This is a genomic window from Candidatus Babeliales bacterium (assembly GCA_035944115.1).
Lineage (GTDB): Bacteria > Babelota > Babeliae > Babelales > Vermiphilaceae > DASZBJ01.
In genome coordinates this window covers 1-21,068 of the sequence record DASZBJ010000043.1, presented here as the reverse complement: position 1 = coordinate 21,068, position 21,068 = coordinate 1, and the positions used below count along the sequence as shown (strand labels likewise).

The following is a 21,068-nucleotide window of genomic DNA, read 5'->3' as shown; positions in this document are numbered from 1 at the left end:
GCAGAATAAAATTTTTGATCGGTAGTGCACATCACATCGCACTCTTTACACCCATTGAACCAAAGCTTGAGATAGCAATTGGTGTCGATGGTAGCCCCTCTTTGTACTTTTTTTGCCTCCCATCTACCAGAATCAACATTGCAACTTAATAGGGGATCTTTAAAAATAAAACGTTTTGAAGCAACAACAGTTTTAGCAATGGTTTGCCAGCCAAGTTTTTTTCCTAATCGCACCAAAGTATCTGGTGCAAATCCTTCAGGAAAAGTAACAAAAGTACAAAAACTACATAGCACAAAAATGATATACGATTGTACTGGTATCTTCATGATGACATGACTCCTTCATACATCAGACTTCAGAATAAAAGATAGGTAATCACAGTCTGATTTTTAGAGTCAAGAGAATGTGTAATGTGTACTGTTGTTAAAATGATGCGCCAATTTTTGCCCAGAAACCAGCAGTTGGTAATGCGCCGTTCTTATCTATAAATTCAAAATAGATACCGGCATTACACAGCCCATCGAAATTTTTGCCCTCGTAAATATATCCTGCAGTTGCATGGATGATATAATTCAATGCTGCTTGTGACATACCAGAATTAAGATCGAGATCGCTCTCTCTGATTGGTACAAATATTGACTGTTTTTCTTTTGTATCCGGGTCTATGATTATATCATTATCGGCTTGAGTGCAGATGGTACTGTCACTTGCCGTTACTGCAACAATTCTTGGTGCAGGCGCAGGTTGCGGTGTTTGGCAACCAGTTGCGGTAACAATTCCTGCAATTCCCCATTCGCTTTTAAAGGGACAGCGGAGTTCAATTCTTTCATTACCATGTCCCCAAATATTAAATCCAAGTTCAAATTCAGCTTGCCCCCACTTAAACCGTACACCGGTTGAAAAATCGACCATGTTGTATGGATGTACGTGTCCTTCTCGTGTCAGGACATTCACACCCGGGGTACTGTTGCCAAGTGGGCCATCTATATGGGTAAGAAGTAAGTAACGGCTCCATGGCTTACCTTTTAAATCGAAGGTACGTGTTTGCATATTTCGGACAAAAAAGGTGCTTTCAAGATTGGTGAAAAAGCAGAATGCAAATCGGTCGCATTCTTCTTGTAGGAGAATTTGAAAATTTACTCCTGCACCAAATCCAAAATGTTGGTTGTTGCCAACAACAGGATCAAATATAAATTCTGGATTTTGTTTGTTTGCGCTAGGAAGTCTACATAACGAGTAATATGAGACGAGAAAAAAATCATTTGCAAGGAATGTACGTCCAAATTTAAAGTTTACTTCAGCAAGACCTGTATGTGATTTCTTACCGCATATTTTTGCATAATCCCATCCTGGTTGTCGTAATGCTTGCACAATGTCTTTTGGATTTTCAGACCCACTATTTATGACATCAAATTGTTCAAGGCGCATGTTATTTTGTACCCACACAAGAGGAGCTTGGATGTTAATCCAGCTGTTATTAAAAAGTGCAGAATCAATGATAGCGCCAATATCTTGGTTGTATTCTAATATCACTCCAGCCTGTTTTTGTTCTGGTTTGATACTGAATCTTCCTCGAAAATTATTGGGAAGCCCGAGCCATTCAGCACGAATGTTACGCGTATGGGTATCTTGGAAATTACAATCTCCAGACACAAGAACCGTGGTGTTGCAGACAGGTAAAAAATAGCGCGCAATACGATCAGAATGTAATGATTCTCGATATGCAACGGTGATATCAGCTGCGCCACGAGCAACATGTTCTTTTGTATGAATTATTGCATGCCATAATGCTTGATCGCGATTGAGTTGTTGGGTGAGAGGACGTGTGAACATAAATGAGTGACTGCGTTGATCAGTGTCGCCGCAACAATCGCAGCAATATGGTCTGAGCGGTATATCAACGCGTGTACCGCAGCATGGTCTTTCATCAATCAGTCTACCCAACAGCATGCATGGGGTGCTGATGAACATGAGAATAAGTAATAGATATGTCTTCATTAGCGATTGCCCTTTTTTACAGATGAAATCTGCTTTTTAGCTTAAGATAGCTTTGATAGAAAAACAAGTAGTAACTACAGTTGTTGATTATCAAAAACAATTGTGGCAATAGCATGCGTAAATGCAACCGCTTCAGGCAATGATTTTTGAAAAATATTTCTTCCGGTTGCACATCCAGATGCATTGCCGATATGAATTTGGTCAGACAGATTTTTTAAAAATTGGTTCGGTTCTTGCATGCTTCCTCCGGAGCAGATCACGCCACAGTTTCCTGCAGCAGCGGTAATCATGAGTAAATCGTTTATAGCATTTGGTGCTTTAATTTTTACAAAATCGGCTCCTAAGGATGCTGCAATACCGGCTGCACCAGCAAGGAGTTTTGGATCGGTTTCGTTACTGATATTTTTTCCGCGCGCATATACCCACAATATTGCAAGCAGGCCGTGTTGATGAGCTTGAGATACAAGGTGTGCTGCTTCTGAAAGCATTTCTGGTTCATATGTGCTCCCGAGATAGAGCGTGTAACCAATGCCGCGGATAGGAATAGTATGTTGTTCTTGTATTGCTATCACATCTTGCACGTGCCATAACAGTTTACTATAAGGGTCTTCTGTTTTTGCCAAATGAGATGATCCGTTGAGCTTAGCGATGTAGTTTATAGTTGGATATTGTTTTGCGTATCGTGCAATGAGTCCCAGATGAGTGGCTAATGCACCAATTCTGCCTTGGCGTGCAATTTCAAAAATATGAGATACTTGGTGAGCATCCGGATGAATCTTGTCCCCATAAAAATCAGCGTTAAGATGTTCAACTTTTTGATCACAGGCAAATAGGAATAATCTCTTACTGTTTTGTGTTACCGCATTATAGTTTTTTATGTAGGTTTCGATTTTATTTTTTGGTACATCTGCTGGCGGTTGTACTGCTATGTGCTGCATTTTACATTCTCCTTATTATATAATTTTATCATGTATAACGGTTTTTCCTGCAATTCGTTCAAAGAGTGGTACTGCAACCGTCGAAGCATACAGGCGTGGTAGCGGAGATTCTTTTATGCAGGTAACGATAACTCGTTGATATTCTCCTTTTTGTACTAAGCCGACGCAGGTATACATATTTTTTGTATCCGAATAGCTTCCATTATCAAGTAATTTTGCGGTTCCTGTTTTACCTAAGACGGTATATCCTTTCATTTGTGCTTTTTTAGCAGAGCCACGAAGCACCGTATTTTCAAGTATTTGTCGGATGTTGGCGAGCGTCTCATCCGAATATAGTTTTTCAGATTTTTTTGTTGGTTTTTTTTGATCCATAATAAGAGTTGGTTGTATGGCATATCCATTGTTTGCAATTATGGCGAATGCACAGGCGAGCTGTAGGAGTGTTGCATTGATTTCATAGCCATAAGAAAGGGAGAATATCGATTGTTTTGACCAGTTCTCTGGTGGATTTACAAATCCTGATTGTTCACCAGGGAACTCAATTCCTGTTTTTGTGCCAAATCCTAAGCGAATATAATGATCATAGAGTTTCGGTCCTAGGCGGGTGACCACTTTTGCGATCCCAATATTATTTGATTTTTCAATCACTTGGCAAAAGGGGATTTCTCCTGCCACTGATGAGCGTACGGTATTTATTTTTCTTCCTTGTACATAGGATGTTACAACATTGTCGCAATTAATTGGCTCATCAAGAGTAACTACGTGTTCATCAAGCGCTGCAAGTGCTGCAAATACTTTAATGACAGATCCGAGTTCATAACTTTCAGTTATTAATCGATTTTTGGTGTAGGCCATGTTAAGCGATTTAGTATTATTTGGATCAAAAGTTGGTATGCATGCCATTGCTAAGATTTCCCCGTTAAGAGGATTGAGAATGATAGCAGCTCCTTCTTGCGCCTGAAATTGATCGACTGTTTTTTGCAGTTCTTCATGTACTAAAAATTGTAATGTGCTGTCGATGGTAAGTTGTATCGCTTGCCCTACGTGTCCTTGTTGTTTTGTAGTTTTAGTAAAATGATAATGTCCAGAGCGCGCATCTTTTTCGAGCAAATAACTGGAGGGAGTGCCCGCTAGTTGAATGTTATAGAGCAGTTCAATTCCCATAATGCCAACATTATCAACGTTGGTTATGCCGGTAATATGTCCCGTATAGGGGCATGGGTAATAACGACTTGGTTCTTGCAGAAGATGAATATCAGGGATGTTGCTATTTTGAATGAGCATTATTTGTTCATCACTCAAACGACGTTCGACATACATAAAAAGCTGATTGTGATTGGTATCAAATCGTTGCACAGATGATGGAAAATGGTCCACAAGAAAATTGCGGACTATGGTGCGATCTTTAATTTGAGAAGGCAAGCAAAATGCTGCCATACGCATTGTGTTTAGCGCTAAAAATTGTTTCCCTGATCGATCTAAAATTGCAGCGCGGGCAGGAGCGATGGTAACGGTGGTATTGTATTGGTTGGTTCCCAGTTGTGCATAAAAATCATGATGCGCAATTTGAATGTAATATAATCGATAGCCGATTATGGCATACACGATACAGCAAATAAAAAAAATAAAGGTGATGCGCGGCCGATTTGTTTTCATGCGGATAATGTTTTTATTTGGGTGAGTGATATTGGTTGCATACCTAATTCATGTTGGGCAAATTTTCGAATTGTAGAGACGTTTTTTGCGGTATTAAGTTGATAGGTCAGTTCCTGCTTTTTTTGTTCTAGCTGTTGGTATGTTGTTTCGTATTGCTGCTTGCGATACGAGGTTTCTATAAAGCAGTTTGATTTATAAATTTGTAGCGCAATGCATATCACATGCGCGCTGATAAAGGTGATGATAAAATGGCTGTTTCTCATAAGGCTCTCTTGTTTTTAGATATATGATGGGCAGTCTAGCATCGCGTAGTCCATTTTGTTAAGCTGTTGCATGGTTTGGGGCAAGAATAGGGATTATAGGGGGATTTTTCAGTAAAAGGGGATAAGGTTTCTATTTGTTGGTTTGAATAGAGTGCGGGGAGGGGGGTCTGGATTCAAATAGAATTGATATGCAAAATAAATGGATTATACCCCGTTTTTATTTGTTATATTATTTGCTATATTAATCAATAGCTGTCTTTCAGTTGTTAATTATTTCGGGGGTATATAAAACATGCAATTCGCGGTTGGCCGTAGGCGCCAAAGGTCTTTTTTCATTGTCTTAGCATTTTCTATGGCGACGGCTTCGTCGTCTCTTTTTGGAATAAATTGGAAATTTTGGAAATCATCTCCGAAACCATCGCCAGCAATGACAGAGAGTGTAGAAAATTCAAAAGTTCATTATATTCGAATCGTTGCTGGTGCGAATGGCAACAACGAAGTCAGTTGCACGACTAATAAGTCCGATATTTCAGCTGAAGATGCGTTTGTCAGGGTTGTATACGATACCGCAGAGGAAAGTATTTGTGTGGTGAATGATGAAGTTCAGCAGAAACCGCAAATTACGGCCTCTAATGAACCACCAGTGGGGTTTGTTACTAAGGTTAATAAGATTGTTGATAATATTGCAAAAGTTACAGATATGGGGGCAAACTTTGATGGTAAAAAGGTTCTAGCCGATTTTCAAGAAGCGGTCATGAGTCCCGAAGAGTTTAGTGGAGTGCTGACTGATTTCATTGATAAAGTAAAAAAATTTGCGAATGATCCGGAAACTATTAAGAAGGCTAAAGAGCAACTGGATTTTGCTATAAATAAATTGGATAACCTTACTAAGGAGCGACGTAAGGAACTGAAGAAAGATCTGGATGCCGCACTTATCCAAGTAAGACATGATTTGGATACGACAGGAAAAAAAGTAATAGATGATCTTATGATGGAAATTAATAAAAAATTTGCACCCGGGGGACCCTTTCATCAAATAATAGATTCTATACGCGCATTGGCAGTTAAAAAAGTATTCAAAGATGTAGTAATTTACGCTACGTTGGCGGCCCTTGGGATTGCTACTTCATTTCATATGTCACGCGTATTTTGGAATTATGTTGAACGGCAACTGTATAAACCACGCCTATTTATAGAATATTATCAACATGGTCAGTCTTCAAAGCCATTACCTAAAATACCTCAAATGGTTTTGCCGCCTCATTTGCAACAATGGTTTGATGATTATACTGCAGAACTGATAGCGACGCGTGAGGCAAGAGATCGAGGCGAAGATGTAAAATTCCGTACATTGGTTATGTTTGGAAAGCCAGGTACTGGTAAGACTATGAAAGCAAAGCAGATCGCATACCAATCACGTTTTAATTTTGCCTTTATGACTGGATCATCGCTGTTTCAAGATGGAGCAGGAATAGAAGCGATTGATGAGGTGTTTGCGCATCTTGAGAAAAGTGATACGCCGACCATCTTGTTTATAGATGAGGCAGATTCCTTATTTGTGGATCGTACCACTATGGATCCAACGAGCCTGAATTATAAGATGGTGAATCATTTGCTTAATTATCTGGGAACACGAAGTAGTAAGTATGTGATTTTTCTTACCACAAACCATTTGAGACGGTTTGATGTGGCGATGCAGCGACGAATAGATGAAGTAGTTGAAATGCCCCTTCCAGATAGAGAGCGACGTATTGATGCCCTTAAATTGTATATTAATATGTTTTTGGGCAAGGTAGAAAATGTTAATGAGATATTTACTGAAACACAATTAGCAAAGATGGCGCTTCTAACAGCAGGTTTTTGTTATGGTGATTTTGAAGGAATTATTAACAAGATTAAATCAAAAGTGTTGGTTACAAAACAATTAACTACGGAGTTGGTTGATTCGGTTGTTGAAGAGTTTTGTGATAAGCAGGTGGCATTCGCGTTGGCGGAATAAGATTACTGTAGTGAATTAAAAAAATAAGGGGCATGTGAAATTGACATGCCCCTTTTGTCTGCTAATAAATTTGGTTATTACCAATCATAACTCATATTAAAATGTACTTCATGAGCGGTCTCACCTTTGCGTGGATCAAGTTTGAAACCCCAATCAACTCTGATTGGCATTGGATTAAGTAATCGTACACCAACTCCAACTGCATGGCGATAACGGAAATTGTTGTTTTTAATAAATATACTATTTTCTGCATTTACGTATGGATTATCCCATCCAGCGCCACCATCATAGAATACAACACCCTTCATGGTGAAATCATTGGTAATGGGGAAGATGAGTTCCGCATTTACGACAAAGGCTTTTCTTCCACCAACAGAATCAGTAGCTCGTCTACCAGATGACGTAGTGGTGAACTGCGGGCCGATTTGTCCCCATAAGAACCCACGAACGGTGTCAGGTCCACCGATATGGAATAGTTCACGATATGGTATGCTCTTGTTACCAAATAGATTAATAATACCCATTTTGGCATGGAATCTGAAAATAAGATCGAAGTCGCCAATAATTGGGGTAAGCCAATTAACATCAAGATCGAATTTATGATACCCGATGTCCTGGTTTGGTAATACGAGTATTGATCGAGCAAGCCATGAATATCCTCTGGTTGGATGCATTGGATGGTTTTTTGCATCTTTTCCAATTTGTGTCATGAAAGTACCAAAGGTGCCTGTCGTAAATAATTTATTAAAGATTCTATCATATTGTTTGCGAGCAAATTCTTGTTCTACGGCATTATCGGTTCGTAAATTTGATTGTACGGGAGAGGAACTCTTTTTGCCTTCAGTATTCTTGTTTTCATATTGTACATTTTCAACGCCGAAACTAAATCGTAAAAATGTGTCGGCAAAGAGATGATGCCATCCACCAGTTACCAACCCAGTAGTGAGTGTGACACCGGTTAGTTTTTCTGTTCGTGCTGGCGACTGTTCTAATTCTTCATATCCGAGGCGTTTATGATATATATCGATTGCACCAAGGATTGGTCTATCAAAGAGCCATGGTTGTGTAATATTAAAGACAGCTGCTTTTTCTTCTGCACCAAACCGAGCGGTTAAATCAAATCGTACACCACTACCTTTGAAATTAGAGTTTGCAACATTCAATTCAGCAGAGACACTTCCGGTAGGAGATGATGATTTTGCAGCGCCGCCAAAACCAAGTTGAAAGTTAGCGGTTCCCGTTTTTCCTTCTTTTATGATCAGATCAAGATCAGCATTATTTTCATCAAGACGAGTTGTTTTCCAGTTTACACCATCTCGTTTATCAAAATAACCGAGGGCTTCAACGCGGTTTTTTGATATTTCCATTGCGCGATTAGTAATCAGAGATCCTTCATTAAGTCCAAGTCTTCGACGAATGATTTTATCTTGTGTATTCCAGTTTCCTTTAATCGTAAGTTTATTTAAATATACTGGATTTCCGATATCGGAATGAAACGTAACGGCAACGGTTTTTGTTGTTTCATCAGGAATAATTTCTGGATCGATTTGCGCGTAGATATAGCCCATATCTCCCCAAATAAACTCTAATGCTTTGATGCTGTTTACAATGTTTTCACGAGAGTATTTTTCATTCGGTTGTGTTGGCAATATTGAAGTAAGATAGTCATCTTTTAAGATGTCATTGCCGCGTGCAGTTACACTGCTTATTGTGTAGCAGTCACCTTCTTCGATAATGTAGGTTAGATGTGCCGTATTGCATTGTTCATCAAATTTAATTTTTACATCAACGACTTGCGCTGAGATAAAACCATTATTTTGATAAAATTGTTTAATCATTTGTTTGTCACCTTCAATACGATCGTATTGGAAGGTACCTGATTTATCCATGAATCCTAAAAGCCAATCTTCATGGGTAAACATAATGCTGCGTAATTTTTTACCGCTGATGATATGATTTCCTTCAAAATTAATTCGTGTAACGACTGTTTTTTTATGTTCTACAACAGTAAACGTTACAATTGCCTTTTGTTGTTCGGTGATAGAAAGATTTGAGGTAATTGTGGTGTTATGGAATCCTTTTTCTTCATATATTTTTTTGATACTCAGCTCATATCCTTTTAGCTCTTGTTCATCTAACGCGCGAATATCAGCAAACGGTATTTTTTCTCGAATTTCTTTTTCAGTAACTTGTTTGTTGCCGGTAATAACAATATCTTGTATGAGCGGTTTTTCTTCAAAAACAATAGTAAGAATAATGGTATTTGTACCGCTGTCTTTTACATATACAGAGATATTACGAAATCGTTTTAAATCAAAGTATAATGTTTTGATAAGTTTACCTGTTTTTGATTGGTCGAATCGTTCACCAATGCGGTAGGGTATGCGATCGAGGATAGCATCGTCGGGAACATGTGTGTTGCCAACGAGATTAATTGCAGAGATGTACCATCCATTGAAACTGTTTTTTTCATTATCTACTGCGTCTTCATAGGGAAGTTCGGCATTGCCGGAATAGATACTATTGGCATAGGAAAATCCAAAAAATATCAGTACTGTTAATAAACTATTTTTTTTAAAAGTGGTATGCAAAAAATACATTGCAGGTGCTCCTGAACTCTTATATCGTACGGTGATGGTAAAGATCGTATCTAATCGAACCAGCTTACTAGAAGATTCCTTTTTTGTAATCGACTTACGAAGGTAAGTTTTTTGTGTATCATAAGATAATGATAAAATACCTTATTGCATAGTGCTCAACTGTTTAATTATTTAAATTAAGAGATTGTTATGATTAAAATCACCAATACTTTAACGGGAAACAAAGAGGAATTCAAGCCGTATAATCAAAACAGTGTCTTGATGTATGTGTGTGGCATTACTCCATATGATGATGCGCATATTGGTCATGGACGCGTATATATTTCTTTTGATGTGATATCTCGATTGTTCCGTCTATTTGGGTATGACGTACAGTATTGTCGCAACTTTACTGATATTGATGATAAGTTGCTCAACAAAGCAGAAGCTGAATTTGGGGATCGTTTGCGGTATCAAGAAATTTCAGAGCGGTATATTGCTCGCTATCATCAAGACGTTGCTGCACTAGGCTGTTTGCCACCAACATATGAGCCGCGTGTTACCCGCTGCATTCCTGAAATTATTAGGTTTATTCAAGGTTTGATCGATGCAGGAAAAGCATATGAATCAGAAGGTGATGTGTATTTTAGTATCGCAACATTTCCAGCATATGGTGCATTATCAAAACGGCATGTAGAAGATTTGCAGGTGGGTGCGCGTGTGCAGGTAAGCGATAAAAAACGTGATCCATTGGATTTTGCGTTGTGGAAAAGTGAGCCAGAAGGAACGTTTTGGAAGAGTCCCTGGGGATATGGTCGTCCAGGATGGCATATTGAATGTTCAGCGATGGCAAAACAGTTTTTAGGTGAGCATATTGATATTCATGGTGGTGGTCTTGATTTAATATTTCCGCATCATGAAAATGAGATCGCGCAATCAGAAGCATTATATGGCGCGCCGTTTGCTCGTTACTGGGTGCATAATGGCATGGTGCGGATTGATCAAGAAAAAATGTCTAAATCATTAGGTAATTTTTTTACACTTCGTGATTTGTTTAAGCAGTTTGATCCTATGGTCTTGCGGTATTACATTATAGCTCATCATTATCGAGCACCGCTTGATTTTGCATTTGATGATATAAAAGCGATTGAAAAAAGTTATAAACGGTTGGTTCGTATTTTTAATGACGTTATTGCTGATCCGGAGCTTGATCTTACTGCGGTAGCAAAATCCGATGTTGCACAGCGCATGATTGATTTTTTAGCAGATGATATTAATACTCCAGGAGCATTCGGCGTGTTATTTGATGCGCTTGGTGATATACAAAAAAATGAATCTGAGCTGCGCTTAATTAAAGGGATATTGCAACATATTTTTGGATTGTCATTGCAGCCGATTGCAGAACAGGAAGTCGTTATGACAACAGAAATTGAGCAAAAACTGGCTGAGCGAGAAGAGGCCCGTCTTGCAAAAGATTGGGCGCGTGCGGATGCTATTCGTCAACAGTTAGTTGATATGGGTGTGCCGGTTAACGATAAAAGAAGTTAAGGGCTTACCCGAAAAATATTCACCAACTAATTTTCGGACAAGTTTTAATATAATAAAATCGGACGTACAAGATGTTGCTTGCACGTCCGATTTTATTAAGTTTTTATTACCCAAGAAGTTCATCGATTTTTGTTTGCAGCTCTTCTTTGCTCATTTGTCCTGTTTCTTTGCCCATTACTTGCCCATTTTTCATAAAAATAAATGTTGGCACCGATGAAACGCTAAATTTGATAGCAAGTTCGCGTGCTTCATCAACATTGATTTTGGCAAATTTATATTTACCGTTATATTCTTCTTCCAATTCTTCGAGTATTGGAGTCATAAATTGACACGGTCCACACCAGGTTGCATATATATCAATAACGATCGGCGTAGATGATTTGATAATCTCTGTTTCAAAATTATCTTGAGTGATATTTATAGGCATTGTAAAACCTTTTTACGAGTTAAAAATTTTTTCTAATAATGATTCAATATATCAAAACTCTTATCATCTGCTAAGCAGTTACTTTTTGTGTAGTGCGGGGTATATGTACAGATTTTTGTTTTTTGGGTTGGTCGCGTGGTATGGTGCTGATGATCGTGAGCTCTTTTAATGTTGTTGGTTCAGCTTTACGTTCAAATACCACATCTCCTTCAACAACGTTACAAGTAATGGTGCGGGCATTGTTAAGAAGATATCGTTTTGGGGCGGATTCATTTTTAAGGGTGATTTCTACTAATATATATTGCTTCATTTTATTTTTGCCTGCTTGATAATGCCATATATCATTAGCATCGGCTACTTTTATTGTTTTAATATCTTGTACAAAATCAAGTTCGTCATGCTCTGTTTCGGGATCTACTTTTAAGATATGATCGGAGAGAGTATCAATATTTGTTGGTGCGGGGTAAAAGAAGATTTTTTCGATTAATCCACCGATGGCGATATTTTCCACCTGAGTTTTATTCGGATGGGCCGTTGTGGTTATTGTTCCCTTTACGTTAATTTTGTGTTCTTTTTTGCCGGAGGTGCTGGTCTCAGCGCCAAACCCAGATAATAACACAATAGTAATGGTTGCTAGTGCGATTGCAATAGGTTTATTCATTATACATCCTTTTTTTGATGATATTATATTCATTTCAGAATGGGATATTCTATCTATAATTACGTACATTGTGTAGGTTTGGTTTAAAAGATTGAAGAACTCATTAATGGAACTATACTGTAAATAGAGGTGATTAAAAAACATTTTTCATTAAGTAGGAGATTATTATTATGTTTGGAACCGATTATGCAGTCCGTGGACGAATAGCTGCTTTTATGGCTCAGGTCTATGGTTGGATGGCTTTTGCATTGTGCATAACAGCGGCGGTATCTTATGGTATTGCTTCTAACCTTTCTTTATTTTCCTATATTTTTTCTAACCGCAGCATACCGATTTTACTCTTTGTTGTTCAGATTGGATTAGTGATAGCACTCAGTAGTTTGGTGCGATACATGAATTATGCCACCGCAGTATTATTGTTCGTTTTGTATGCAGCGACGCTCGGTGTGACCATGTCGACAATTTTTTTTGCCTATTCGTTAAGTGCCATTTATATGGCATTTTTTATAACCGGAGGCACCTTTGGCGCTATGGCTTTATATGGATATACAACTAAAACTGATCTTTCTTCAATGGGTAGCTTTGCGATCATGGCGTTATTTGGCCTTATTTTGAGCCAATTCGTTAATATGTATTTTCAAAGCGCATTTGCAGATCAATTAATATCAGGTATTGGTGTGCTTTTATTTACTGCGTTGACTGCATATGATGTACAAAATATTAAACAGTTTGCCTTGATTCAGACTGGTGATGAGCAGGAAAAAAATAAAGGGGCATTGCTCGGTGCATTGGTATTGTATCTTGATTTTATTAATTTGTTTTTATTTATATTGAGATTCATGAATAAAAAAGATTAATATAATCGCACGTTAGTTTTGTTTAATCACGCCATAGCATGATTAATGCGACGGCGGAAAAAAGAGGGATGAGTGATGAAGAGCAGATATATCTCTATTTTATTTTTGTTGGCAGTAACTTTTGTACCGGTTGGTGATGTATGTGCTCGATCGGTACAAAAGAACATGCAAGAATCGCGTCATAAAAAAAATCGATTTTCTGATCACTTTGTAGATTCTGTCGCAACGCACCTTGATTTTGAAGGTAAGGTGCTTGAAACAGAAAGAAGAATGAAAAATGCTGCTGTACACGAAGCGCAGGTTCAGCATGCAGTGCTCGGTGGACCAGAGGATGTTGCAGATACATTTACGGAGCAGGAAGAAACTCCAGCGCAGATGTTTGATGAGTCGTCAAAACAGCAGGCGGTCGTTTCATTATTAAAAGAAGGTATTGCATATTTAGAAACGCATGAGCCATATGATACGTTTAGTAAATTTACCCATGACAAGCAGTTTATCCGTGGCGAATTATATATTTTTGTGTTCGACTCAAAAGGTGTTTGCCTGGCGCATGGAGAGCAAGAAGAGCTTGTGTGGAGTGATTTATATAATTTGCGAGGTGATTTTGGTACTTATTTTGTGCGTAATATTTTACGTAAAGCACAAGAGGGTGGTGGTTGGGTGACCTATCGTTGGCGCAATGCAACCAAGCAATCATATGTTAAAGAAGTTCGCGTTGGTAATAAAACATATGTGCTTGGAGTCGGATATTATCCACATTCTAAGGCTGATGCGGTGGTGAGCTTGGTAAAAGGAGCAGTCACTTTATTTAATGAAAACGTAAAGGCCGATCGTTCGAATGAAGAAGCGCTCAGTGCTCTCAGTTATCCAATGGGACGATTTGTGTTTGGTGATTTATATTTATATGCGGTTGACTTTGATGGAGTACAGGTTGCACACGGATTTTTACCGGAGCTGATCGGTAGCAAAGATGCGTTGCAGTATCAAGATTCAGAAGGTAAATTTGTTAATAAAGAGATCATAGCAAAATTAAAAGAAGCTGGTCATGGCGGTATTTGGATTGAATACCGATCACGTAATGCACTTAAAAAAGCGTATGCTGAAGAAGTTACCGATAAACGGGGCAAACATTATTTTATTGCATGTGGGTATTATCCTGAAGCGAATCGTAGTCAGGTTGAAGAGTTGGTGCGGCGTGGTTATCAGTACATGAAAAAAAACGGTAGGACAGAGGCAGTTAAGGAGTTCAGCAATAGGCTTAATAATGAGTTTCGTTACGGTGATATTTCATTGTTTGTGTATGACTTAAAAGGCGGCGTAGTGGCGCACGGTGAAAATCAATCTTATATTGGGCAAAACCATTATAATCAAACTGATGATAGTGGTTTTTATTATGTACGAGAGTTGATTAAAAAAGCAGAAAGTGGTGGCGGGTTTGTAGATTATAAAATGAAAAATTCATTTAGATCTACGTATGTTGAATTAGTTGATTTGGGTATTGAGAAATTTGTGATTGGTGCAGGTTTATATCCAATCTCTAAAGAAGACACTGCGCAGTTGCTTGCAAAAAGTGGTGCTGGGTATTTACGCACGAATGTATTAGATGTAGCGATGCGAGAATTTGTGAAAAAAGATGGCAAATTTGTACGTGGGGATCTTGTACTATTTGTTTTTGATGGAACGGGTGTCTGTTATGCATATGGAGATGAGTATGATCTTATTTGGCGCAACTTGCTTCATTTAAAAGATGATAATGGCAAATCATATGTTACGATGATGATCAATACCGCAAAATCGGGTGCTGGACGGGTGGCATATACTATTAATGGTGTGCAACGTAACGCATATATTGAGCCAGTGGAAAAAGATGGCAAATTATATATAGTTGGGTCAGCATATTATAATTAAAAATGGCCTGTATTTTTATATAGATCAAAAAACCGGATGTACCTTATTGCATCCGGTTTTTTTTATGTTGTAAGGGGGCTGTATTTTAGGGTATTATAGGTGCGCGTAGATACAATAATTATATATAAGGATTTTTATGAAAAAACTAAAACAAATAGCAGGGCTCATTATTCTTACTTTGGCAATGCCATTAGATGTTTGTGCGGCTGCGCGCGCAGAAGATATGCAACAAGGTGATGCGGTGCATTCGCTGGAAGAACTTATTGGGTGGTTTGAGCGATACGATTTACAACAACATCATGGCATGAAAAAAAAACGTCAAAAGTTAGCGAAAAAAATGGTAAAGATAGTGACAACGTTTGGTAGTGAATATGCTAAGTTTGTTGCGTTAGGCGATAAATTTTATACAAAAATGGAGCAATTACTTGGTCTATCAAAGCCTCAAAAGAGATTAAGTCGAAAAGAAAAAGAAGAAGAGTTAAAAGTGGTTTCTGCTTTGTATGAGCAGGATGTCACGATGTCGAACTGTTTAATGGGTATGGTCGCAAGGGTGGAAAACAAAACAGAACAATTAAATCAAGGGCTTTTAGCAGTGGGAATGCAACATAACGATCGTGAAAATCCTAATAATGCAAGAAATCAACAATTAATAAAGCATTTAGCGGAATTTCAATCCAATACTGTTCTGATCAAGAGTGGACTTCAAAAAATAGCAGACGCTCGTCAGGAGTTAGTTTCTGTATTGCGCTCAACAGCATTAGAAAGACGGGCTCAGAAATCGTTGCGCTGAGGCTCTCATACTCGGGTTTCTGTTTTAACCATTTTTTACAGTTTGGATTGAAATTCCTAGATTTAACGCTATCCTTTAGGCCTTTATAGTAACTTTAAACATCCAATTTCCGGAGGAATTATATGAATAGATTGCAACAGACAGGACGGTTAAGTGCCTGGTTGCTTTTTTTTGTACCGCTAATGGCGTGTGCGGCCAATGAAGCAGGGGCAGCTTTAATGCAAGAGGAATGCAAGGTGGAAATGGATGGCGCATATTTCTCACAAAAAATGGGAGAGTTAGGAGGTCTTTCAAGAGATCTGCGATTGTCGTTACATCAGTGGTCCGCCAGCGCTGCTGAGATAAAACAAGAGGAAGGCAATGTGCTGCCTGGCATATCTAGAGTAATAAGTCCAGTCAAGACCGTGATTAGTTACGTGGACAGTGTTTCTGATCGACAAGAAGCGCTAAGAATATTCTTACAACAATTGCGCAGAGATATACAAGATTCTCCTGCTAGTTCTCACGTGTTTGGGCTACAATTGGAAAAGGAAATTCACGATCTGCAAACATGGGTGGGGTATGGTGAGGAGACGATAGAAAAATTAGATACGGTGCTCTCACCGCTACAGAAAGCTGGTTGCTCTGATTATGGTGTCGGTGAGCTTCGGCCGAAAATAGTTGCATATTATCATGCTGTGCGATCTCATATTCTTGATTTCCAGAAGCAACATGCGCACATGTGTATCTCCACACCTAACGAGCAAGCAGAACAATCGGAATTTGATATCACCAAATTAGGGGAAAGCCTAACGGATCATGCTCGCAATGCCGGTAAGTGCATTGGAGATTTTGAAGAATTACGGTGGCTTACAATGCATTTGAATACAGCGCGGAATTATGAACCATCTAAGGCACAGAGTGCACAGCAGAGCTGGCAGGCAAAATTGAAGACGTGTTGGACTAGTTTAAAATCTGCCGAAAGTGCATTAGGGAAAGTGCATAAACTGCTGTTAAGATCGCAGGAGAAAAGATCTAATCATTTAAAAGAGATGTGTCTGACAAGCCTACAGAACTATCAAGAGCTGCGTGTATATGCGCGACGGTGCGATCAAAGTGCAAGGACACTAGAAAGGAAGCAAAAGTTGCTTGGCGAATTAAAAAAAAGAGCTCAGAAATAGCGGTTATATTTGGAGAAATCATATGAATATATTTAAACAAATTGTGTTATTAAATATTCTTTTTATTACTGCGGTGCCGGGATTTGTGATTGCTGCTGATGACAGTGCGTTTGAATCACTTGCACCGGACGCTTTGTCTGATGAGCAGGCGGCGTCGGAATTTATAGACTATCTTAATAAGCAATTGTTACCAGCGATAACGTTGGGGTACAGATTAAATAACGCTCTGGCAGAGTCTAGACGCAATCTAAATGAGACAGATCAAGAGATATCAAGATTGCTTTCAGCTGGTCAAGCGGTAACTGCTGAGCTTGAGCAAGGCCGGAGATTACAAGAAATTGTAATCGAATCGTGTTTTGATAGTTATTCATCTCAAGCTCCTGCGTTGAGCGAGATATTAGGGCAGTATCAAACAGCGATGGGTCTTATGCAGAAACTGCCAGGGATCAGTAAGGCATTGCGCGTCTCAGAAAAAAAACTTAATGTCATAAGCCTGCAAGCTGGTCAAATGGGGAAATGCCTTGCCGGATTTGAGGCTGTGCGTCAACAAGGGGTTGCATTTTTAGTACGACGTCCAGAAGCTAATCGGCCACAACAGCTACCAGCGCCAATGCAACTAGAGAACAATAAATGAATGTGTATACATAATACAATCAATTATTTGGAGAAATTATATGAATATATTTAAACAAATTTTTTTATTAAGCGCTCTTTTTGTTTTTGCAGCATCAATATCCATATGCGCAGCTAATGAGCATGATGTTCAAGTGCATGAGGCGGCGGCGCAAGCGGATGTGGATTGGAGTGATTTACGAGTTATATTGTCTGCACTACTTGAGGGCTTTCAGCATGATTTAGCGCAGAATGATATAGCTTCGAATGAATTATTAGGCGCTTTGAATGCGGTACAGGAAATGGATGAGGAGGAAGTAGAAATAGTATCGGAGGATCAGGCAATTTGGATAGAGGGCGTTCGAGGACGGCAAGAGTTAATTGCAGAGTTTCGGCAACGCTTGCAACGTAGCGAACCTGCACTAGGACAGCTAAGGGCAAGTATGAATCGGACGAAGAGTTTGGCGACTCTTTTGTCTAGCAGGACTCCGCAAGAGCTTACAAATTTGAATTTAACTGCGGAAAAGGTTGCTCGTTTGCGTGCGATGATTGATGTGGCTGACGGACAACTTAGTACAGTAGTTGAGCGTTGTATGCGCGCACAAGAGACACTCTTACGACAATCTGGGCTGCTTGGGCAGCAACGGTTACAGGTGCAGGCAAAGAGGTAGAAGCGCGAATACGTGTTGATCTAAAAAGAAATAGAGTAAACGAGGGGCTGGGTACAAAGCGTATCCAACCCCTCTATGCTTAAGGGGCGTCCTTATCCATATTGAATATGGCCGCAGAATTATTGCCTGTTTATAAAATGGTCTATAAATTATTGATTTTTTCTATATGAATTTGATACGTTGTGATAGATAGGAATTTTCAGAGGTGTATAGAGCTATATAATGGAGGAGCGAAGCAATGCCAATAATTCGATGGAATCCTTTCTTTGATGGGGGGTTATTAGATGTAGAGGCTCACTATGAGTCTACGGCAAATGAATTATTAGCAGATTCGTTGCCAGTTGATATGTATGAAAAGAATGGAATGATAGTTATAGAAGCACAATTGCCAGGCGTAGCTCCAGAACAGGTAACGATTGAAATAACGGAAAATATGGTAAGAATCTCTGGATTTCGGCAAGAGACAGATGAAGGTAGAAGTGCGGATTATATAAAAGAGATTAAACGGGGTAAGTTTCATCGGACCCTTGTGTTATCATCTAAGATAGCTGTGGCGCAAGCAGTTGCGACTATGCAAGAAGGATTATTGCAGGTTTCGTTACCGTTACAAAAAATAGAATCAGTAAATTTAGTGACTTTAAAAATTGGTAGTTAGTAAGATATACAATTGATAGTAGATGTATTAAAGAGTAGTTGAGGAGGATGTGAATGCAAATAAATAAGAAGGGACTATATACTTTGTTAGTAATGGGTATAGTCGGTGGTTTAACGACAGTTGAGTTACTGGCGATATCAAGAAAATCTCGTGTAAAGGATACACAAGATCAGCAACGGAGTAGTGATATGTTTGATGAGGAGGATGTTATGTCAAGATGGAATGATGATATGTGGAATTTTGATTTTCCTACATTGCGTACATCAACGACTGATTTAGCAACTGATATGTATGAAAAAGATGGTAACGTTATTATCAAGATGCATATTCCAGGAGTTAAGTTGGAAGATGTTAAAATTTCAGTACAGGATGACACCGTACGGATCCACGGAACGCGTAAAGAAGAAATAGAAGAAAAAAGCGCTGATTTTTATCGTAAAGAGATCAAGCAAGGAAGTTTCGAACGACGATTACCATTGCCAGCAAAAGCAGTTCCCGGTAAAGCAAAAGCAACAATGAAAGATGGTGTGTTGCAGGTGGTAATACCGGTTGAATCAGAAGAAGCAACTAATGCCGTACAGGTACCAATTGAAAAAGGTGAGTAGTAAGTAATTGACTCAAGATAATAAAAAGAGAGGGATGATGATCGCCTCTCTTTTTTTGTTGCCTCTATTTGGTTTTTATTAGAATGAAAACCCTTCCAGTCCTCCTACTGCCCAATTAAATATTGATGATATTCCGTTAACAATTTGTTCACCATATGTTTTTGGAGTAGCAATAATGTTGCTCACAAATTCTGCTGGTTTTGATTGAACAACTTTTTTCGCAATAGAGCCTGTTGCATCACCAACTGCATTAGCAATTCTTTTAGTTGCTCGGTATCCATATTCACGTGCAACAGTAAGTTCAGTTAACGCTACTATTTGTGCGAGCGTCATTCCGCCAAGAGCCTGGCTTTCCAGTGATAGTTGGCCAAATTCAAATGTTTGTGCTGTGGCCACCGCACCAAGAGAAATAAGTGCAATCGCGATAGGAGTTTTCAATTTTTTTAGGAGTGCCATTGTTTTTGCAGTAATACCTATTTTTTGGTTGGGTGCTGCAGGTTGTTGCATTGGAGTAGATGGACTTACAAGATTTTGTACATACGCAAACATATCATTGAGTACTGGTGTTGCTACTCCATAAAGCCCGGCAAATGCGAGCGCTTTTCCTTGATCAGATAATTTTCCTGAAAACATTGATGTTGCAATACCTGCCACGGCTCCGCCAGCAAGAAGAGGTTTTATGTATACGTTATATTTTTTATCAAAGCTGGTTAATCGAGTTGCAACTACTTCTCCAGCGCCGCCTATGGCACCGATTGCAGCGGGAGCGGCAATCATTGCCAATTTTTGTGGTAACGCAGTAATAAATTGTTGTGCCATATTCTTAGGAAGAATAGGTTGTCCTGATAAAGCAAAGGCGACCGCAACACCTTCAGTTACCATCAGGAGAATGTAAGGGTTTTTCATGTAGCTTGCTAATATGGAAACTGCATTAGGAATGACATGGCCAGCAACGACTTTACTAAGAAGGTCTTCAGAAAGAGAAAGAGTTAGTTCTCTTGAGTCCATAGCAGCGACTGCGAGAGCTTGTTGGGTTGTGGGTTTTTGTGGTATCAAAGGTGTGATGTTATAAGTACCTTGGGGAAGTTCAATTATCGGCTTGAAAGGCACTAATTCCCCTGCAGTATGTGTAATGCTGCATGTGCTGATGGTCAGCACGGTGAGTAACGCATAGTTACTTTTTCTTAATACATTCATGGTTTTCCTTTTTTATAAGAAACGTGTTTTGATTCTGTTTAATGTATTGTTTGATTGCACAGACCCTCCCTGAAATTTTCATATGCCTCTTTTGTATTTAGGTAGTATTTGATGTACACCAGGCATATTAACAATTCAGATAGGAACCTTGCAATGGTTTTTAAAACACGAAGTCTCTGTAGTTGGAAAAATGAGTTTTATTAAGATAACCTGAGTTTGATATAAGCAATCAATTTTTCGTATGTTTTAAGAACCGGATATGACATTGGCAAAGGACATTGCCTTCCGTCATCACGAACGGAGCTTAGTTTCTAAGCGTAGTGTGGTGATCCAGCCTTACAAGGTTACACTTCGAAAAAGATTCAAATTATTTTTATGGACATTTCTTTGTGAGGCTGGATTGCTTGTATGTTAAAAAAGATAGCAATTTAGACCAAGCTGTTATTAAATTGTTACGTGTTATATTTTATGTGAATTGTTCAGTAAAAAAGCTGATAGATCTCGTGGATTGCTTGAGCTGTAAAAGCCGTTGCGAAGTTTGAGA

General features: G+C 38.9%; 19 protein-coding genes. 10 read left to right on the top strand and 9 right to left on the bottom strand.

Annotated features, from left to right (window positions below):
* From VGT41_04880 to VGT41_04860, 5 genes are all read right to left on the bottom strand, one after another.
* Positions 1-326, bottom strand: a 326-nt coding sequence (locus tag VGT41_04880; GenBank protein HEV2601609.1) for a hypothetical protein, incomplete at its 3' end; no start/stop codon positions are given.
* Between the two features lie 97 nt (positions 327-423).
* Positions 424-1,998, bottom strand: coding sequence for a hypothetical protein (locus VGT41_04875; GenBank protein ID HEV2601608.1), 1,575 nt, complete (start codon positions 1,996-1,998; stop codon positions 424-426).
* Positions 1,999-2,072: 74 nt separating this feature from the next.
* A complete protein-coding gene (locus tag VGT41_04870) occupies positions 2,073-2,936 on the bottom strand; it encodes a hypothetical protein (GenBank protein ID HEV2601607.1) in 864 nt (287 codons plus the stop codon).
* A 15-nt stretch (positions 2,937-2,951) separates the two neighbouring features.
* The gene (locus tag VGT41_04865) at positions 2,952-4,592 is read right to left on the bottom strand and encodes a penicillin-binding protein 2 (GenBank protein ID HEV2601606.1); all 1,641 of its coding nucleotides are present in this window, start codon (positions 4,590-4,592) and stop codon (positions 2,952-2,954) included.
* Positions 4,589-4,855, bottom strand: coding sequence for a hypothetical protein (locus tag VGT41_04860; GenBank protein ID HEV2601605.1), 267 nt, complete (start codon positions 4,853-4,855; stop codon positions 4,589-4,591). Before VGT41_04860 ends, VGT41_04865 begins: the two co-directional genes overlap by 4 nt.
* Before the next feature lie 292 nt (positions 4,856-5,147).
* Here VGT41_04860 and VGT41_04855 point away from each other — a divergent pair, with 292 nt between their 5' ends.
* A complete protein-coding gene (locus VGT41_04855) occupies positions 5,148-6,854 on the top strand; it encodes an ATP-binding protein (GenBank protein HEV2601604.1) in 1,707 nt (568 codons plus the stop codon).
* A 77-nt stretch (positions 6,855-6,931) separates the two neighbouring features.
* Here VGT41_04855 and bamA read toward each other — a convergent pair whose 3' ends face one another.
* Positions 6,932-9,454, bottom strand: a complete 2,523-nt coding sequence (gene bamA / locus VGT41_04850) for an outer membrane protein assembly factor BamA (protein HEV2601603.1) — start codon at positions 9,452-9,454, stop codon at positions 6,932-6,934.
* Positions 9,455-9,643: 189 nt separating this feature from the next.
* Between bamA and cysS the strand changes: the two genes are divergently transcribed.
* Positions 9,644-10,981: a cysteine--tRNA ligase gene (gene cysS / locus VGT41_04845; protein ID HEV2601602.1), complete on the top strand. Its 1,338-nt coding sequence runs from the start codon at positions 9,644-9,646 to the stop codon at positions 10,979-10,981.
* 106 nt (positions 10,982-11,087) lie between these two features.
* Here cysS and trxA read toward each other — a convergent pair whose 3' ends face one another.
* On the bottom strand, positions 11,088-11,408 hold the full coding sequence (trxA, locus tag VGT41_04840; GenBank protein HEV2601601.1) for a thioredoxin: 321 nt from the start codon (positions 11,406-11,408) through the stop codon (positions 11,088-11,090).
* Between the two features lie 70 nt (positions 11,409-11,478).
* Positions 11,479-12,069, bottom strand: coding sequence for a hypothetical protein (locus tag VGT41_04835; GenBank protein HEV2601600.1), 591 nt, complete (start codon positions 12,067-12,069; stop codon positions 11,479-11,481).
* Between the two features lie 170 nt (positions 12,070-12,239).
* On the opposite strand from VGT41_04835, the gene VGT41_04830 reads away from it, so the two are divergent.
* The 8 genes from VGT41_04830 (at position 12,240) to VGT41_04795 (ending at position 19,327) form a co-directional block, all read left to right on the top strand.
* On the top strand, positions 12,240-12,926 hold the full coding sequence (locus VGT41_04830) for a Bax inhibitor-1/YccA family protein (GenBank protein ID HEV2601599.1): 687 nt from the start codon (positions 12,240-12,242) through the stop codon (positions 12,924-12,926).
* Positions 12,927-13,001: 75 nt separating this feature from the next.
* Positions 13,002-14,834: a cache domain-containing protein gene (locus VGT41_04825; protein HEV2601598.1), complete on the top strand. Its 1,833-nt coding sequence runs from the start codon at positions 13,002-13,004 to the stop codon at positions 14,832-14,834.
* Between the two features lie 136 nt (positions 14,835-14,970).
* Positions 14,971-15,624, top strand: coding sequence for a hypothetical protein (locus tag VGT41_04820; GenBank protein HEV2601597.1), 654 nt, complete (start codon positions 14,971-14,973; stop codon positions 15,622-15,624).
* Between the two features lie 122 nt (positions 15,625-15,746).
* On the top strand, positions 15,747-16,784 hold the full coding sequence (locus VGT41_04815) for a hypothetical protein (protein HEV2601596.1): 1,038 nt from the start codon (positions 15,747-15,749) through the stop codon (positions 16,782-16,784).
* Positions 16,785-16,806: 22 nt separating this feature from the next.
* The gene (locus VGT41_04810) at positions 16,807-17,418 is read left to right on the top strand and encodes a hypothetical protein (protein HEV2601595.1); all 612 of its coding nucleotides are present in this window, start codon (positions 16,807-16,809) and stop codon (positions 17,416-17,418) included.
* 40 nt (positions 17,419-17,458) lie between these two features.
* Positions 17,459-18,067, top strand: a complete 609-nt coding sequence (locus tag VGT41_04805) for a hypothetical protein (GenBank protein HEV2601594.1) — start codon at positions 17,459-17,461, stop codon at positions 18,065-18,067.
* A gap of 238 nt (positions 18,068-18,305) precedes the next feature.
* A complete protein-coding gene (locus VGT41_04800; protein HEV2601593.1) occupies positions 18,306-18,722 on the top strand; it encodes an Hsp20/alpha crystallin family protein in 417 nt (138 codons plus the stop codon).
* A 53-nt stretch (positions 18,723-18,775) separates the two neighbouring features.
* Positions 18,776-19,327: an Hsp20/alpha crystallin family protein gene (locus tag VGT41_04795; GenBank protein HEV2601592.1), complete on the top strand. Its 552-nt coding sequence runs from the start codon at positions 18,776-18,778 to the stop codon at positions 19,325-19,327.
* A 78-nt stretch (positions 19,328-19,405) separates the two neighbouring features.
* On the opposite strand, the gene VGT41_04790 is transcribed toward VGT41_04795, so the two are convergent.
* A complete protein-coding gene (locus VGT41_04790) occupies positions 19,406-20,524 on the bottom strand; it encodes a hypothetical protein (GenBank protein HEV2601591.1) in 1,119 nt (372 codons plus the stop codon).
* Positions 20,525-21,068 lie beyond the last annotated feature (544 nt).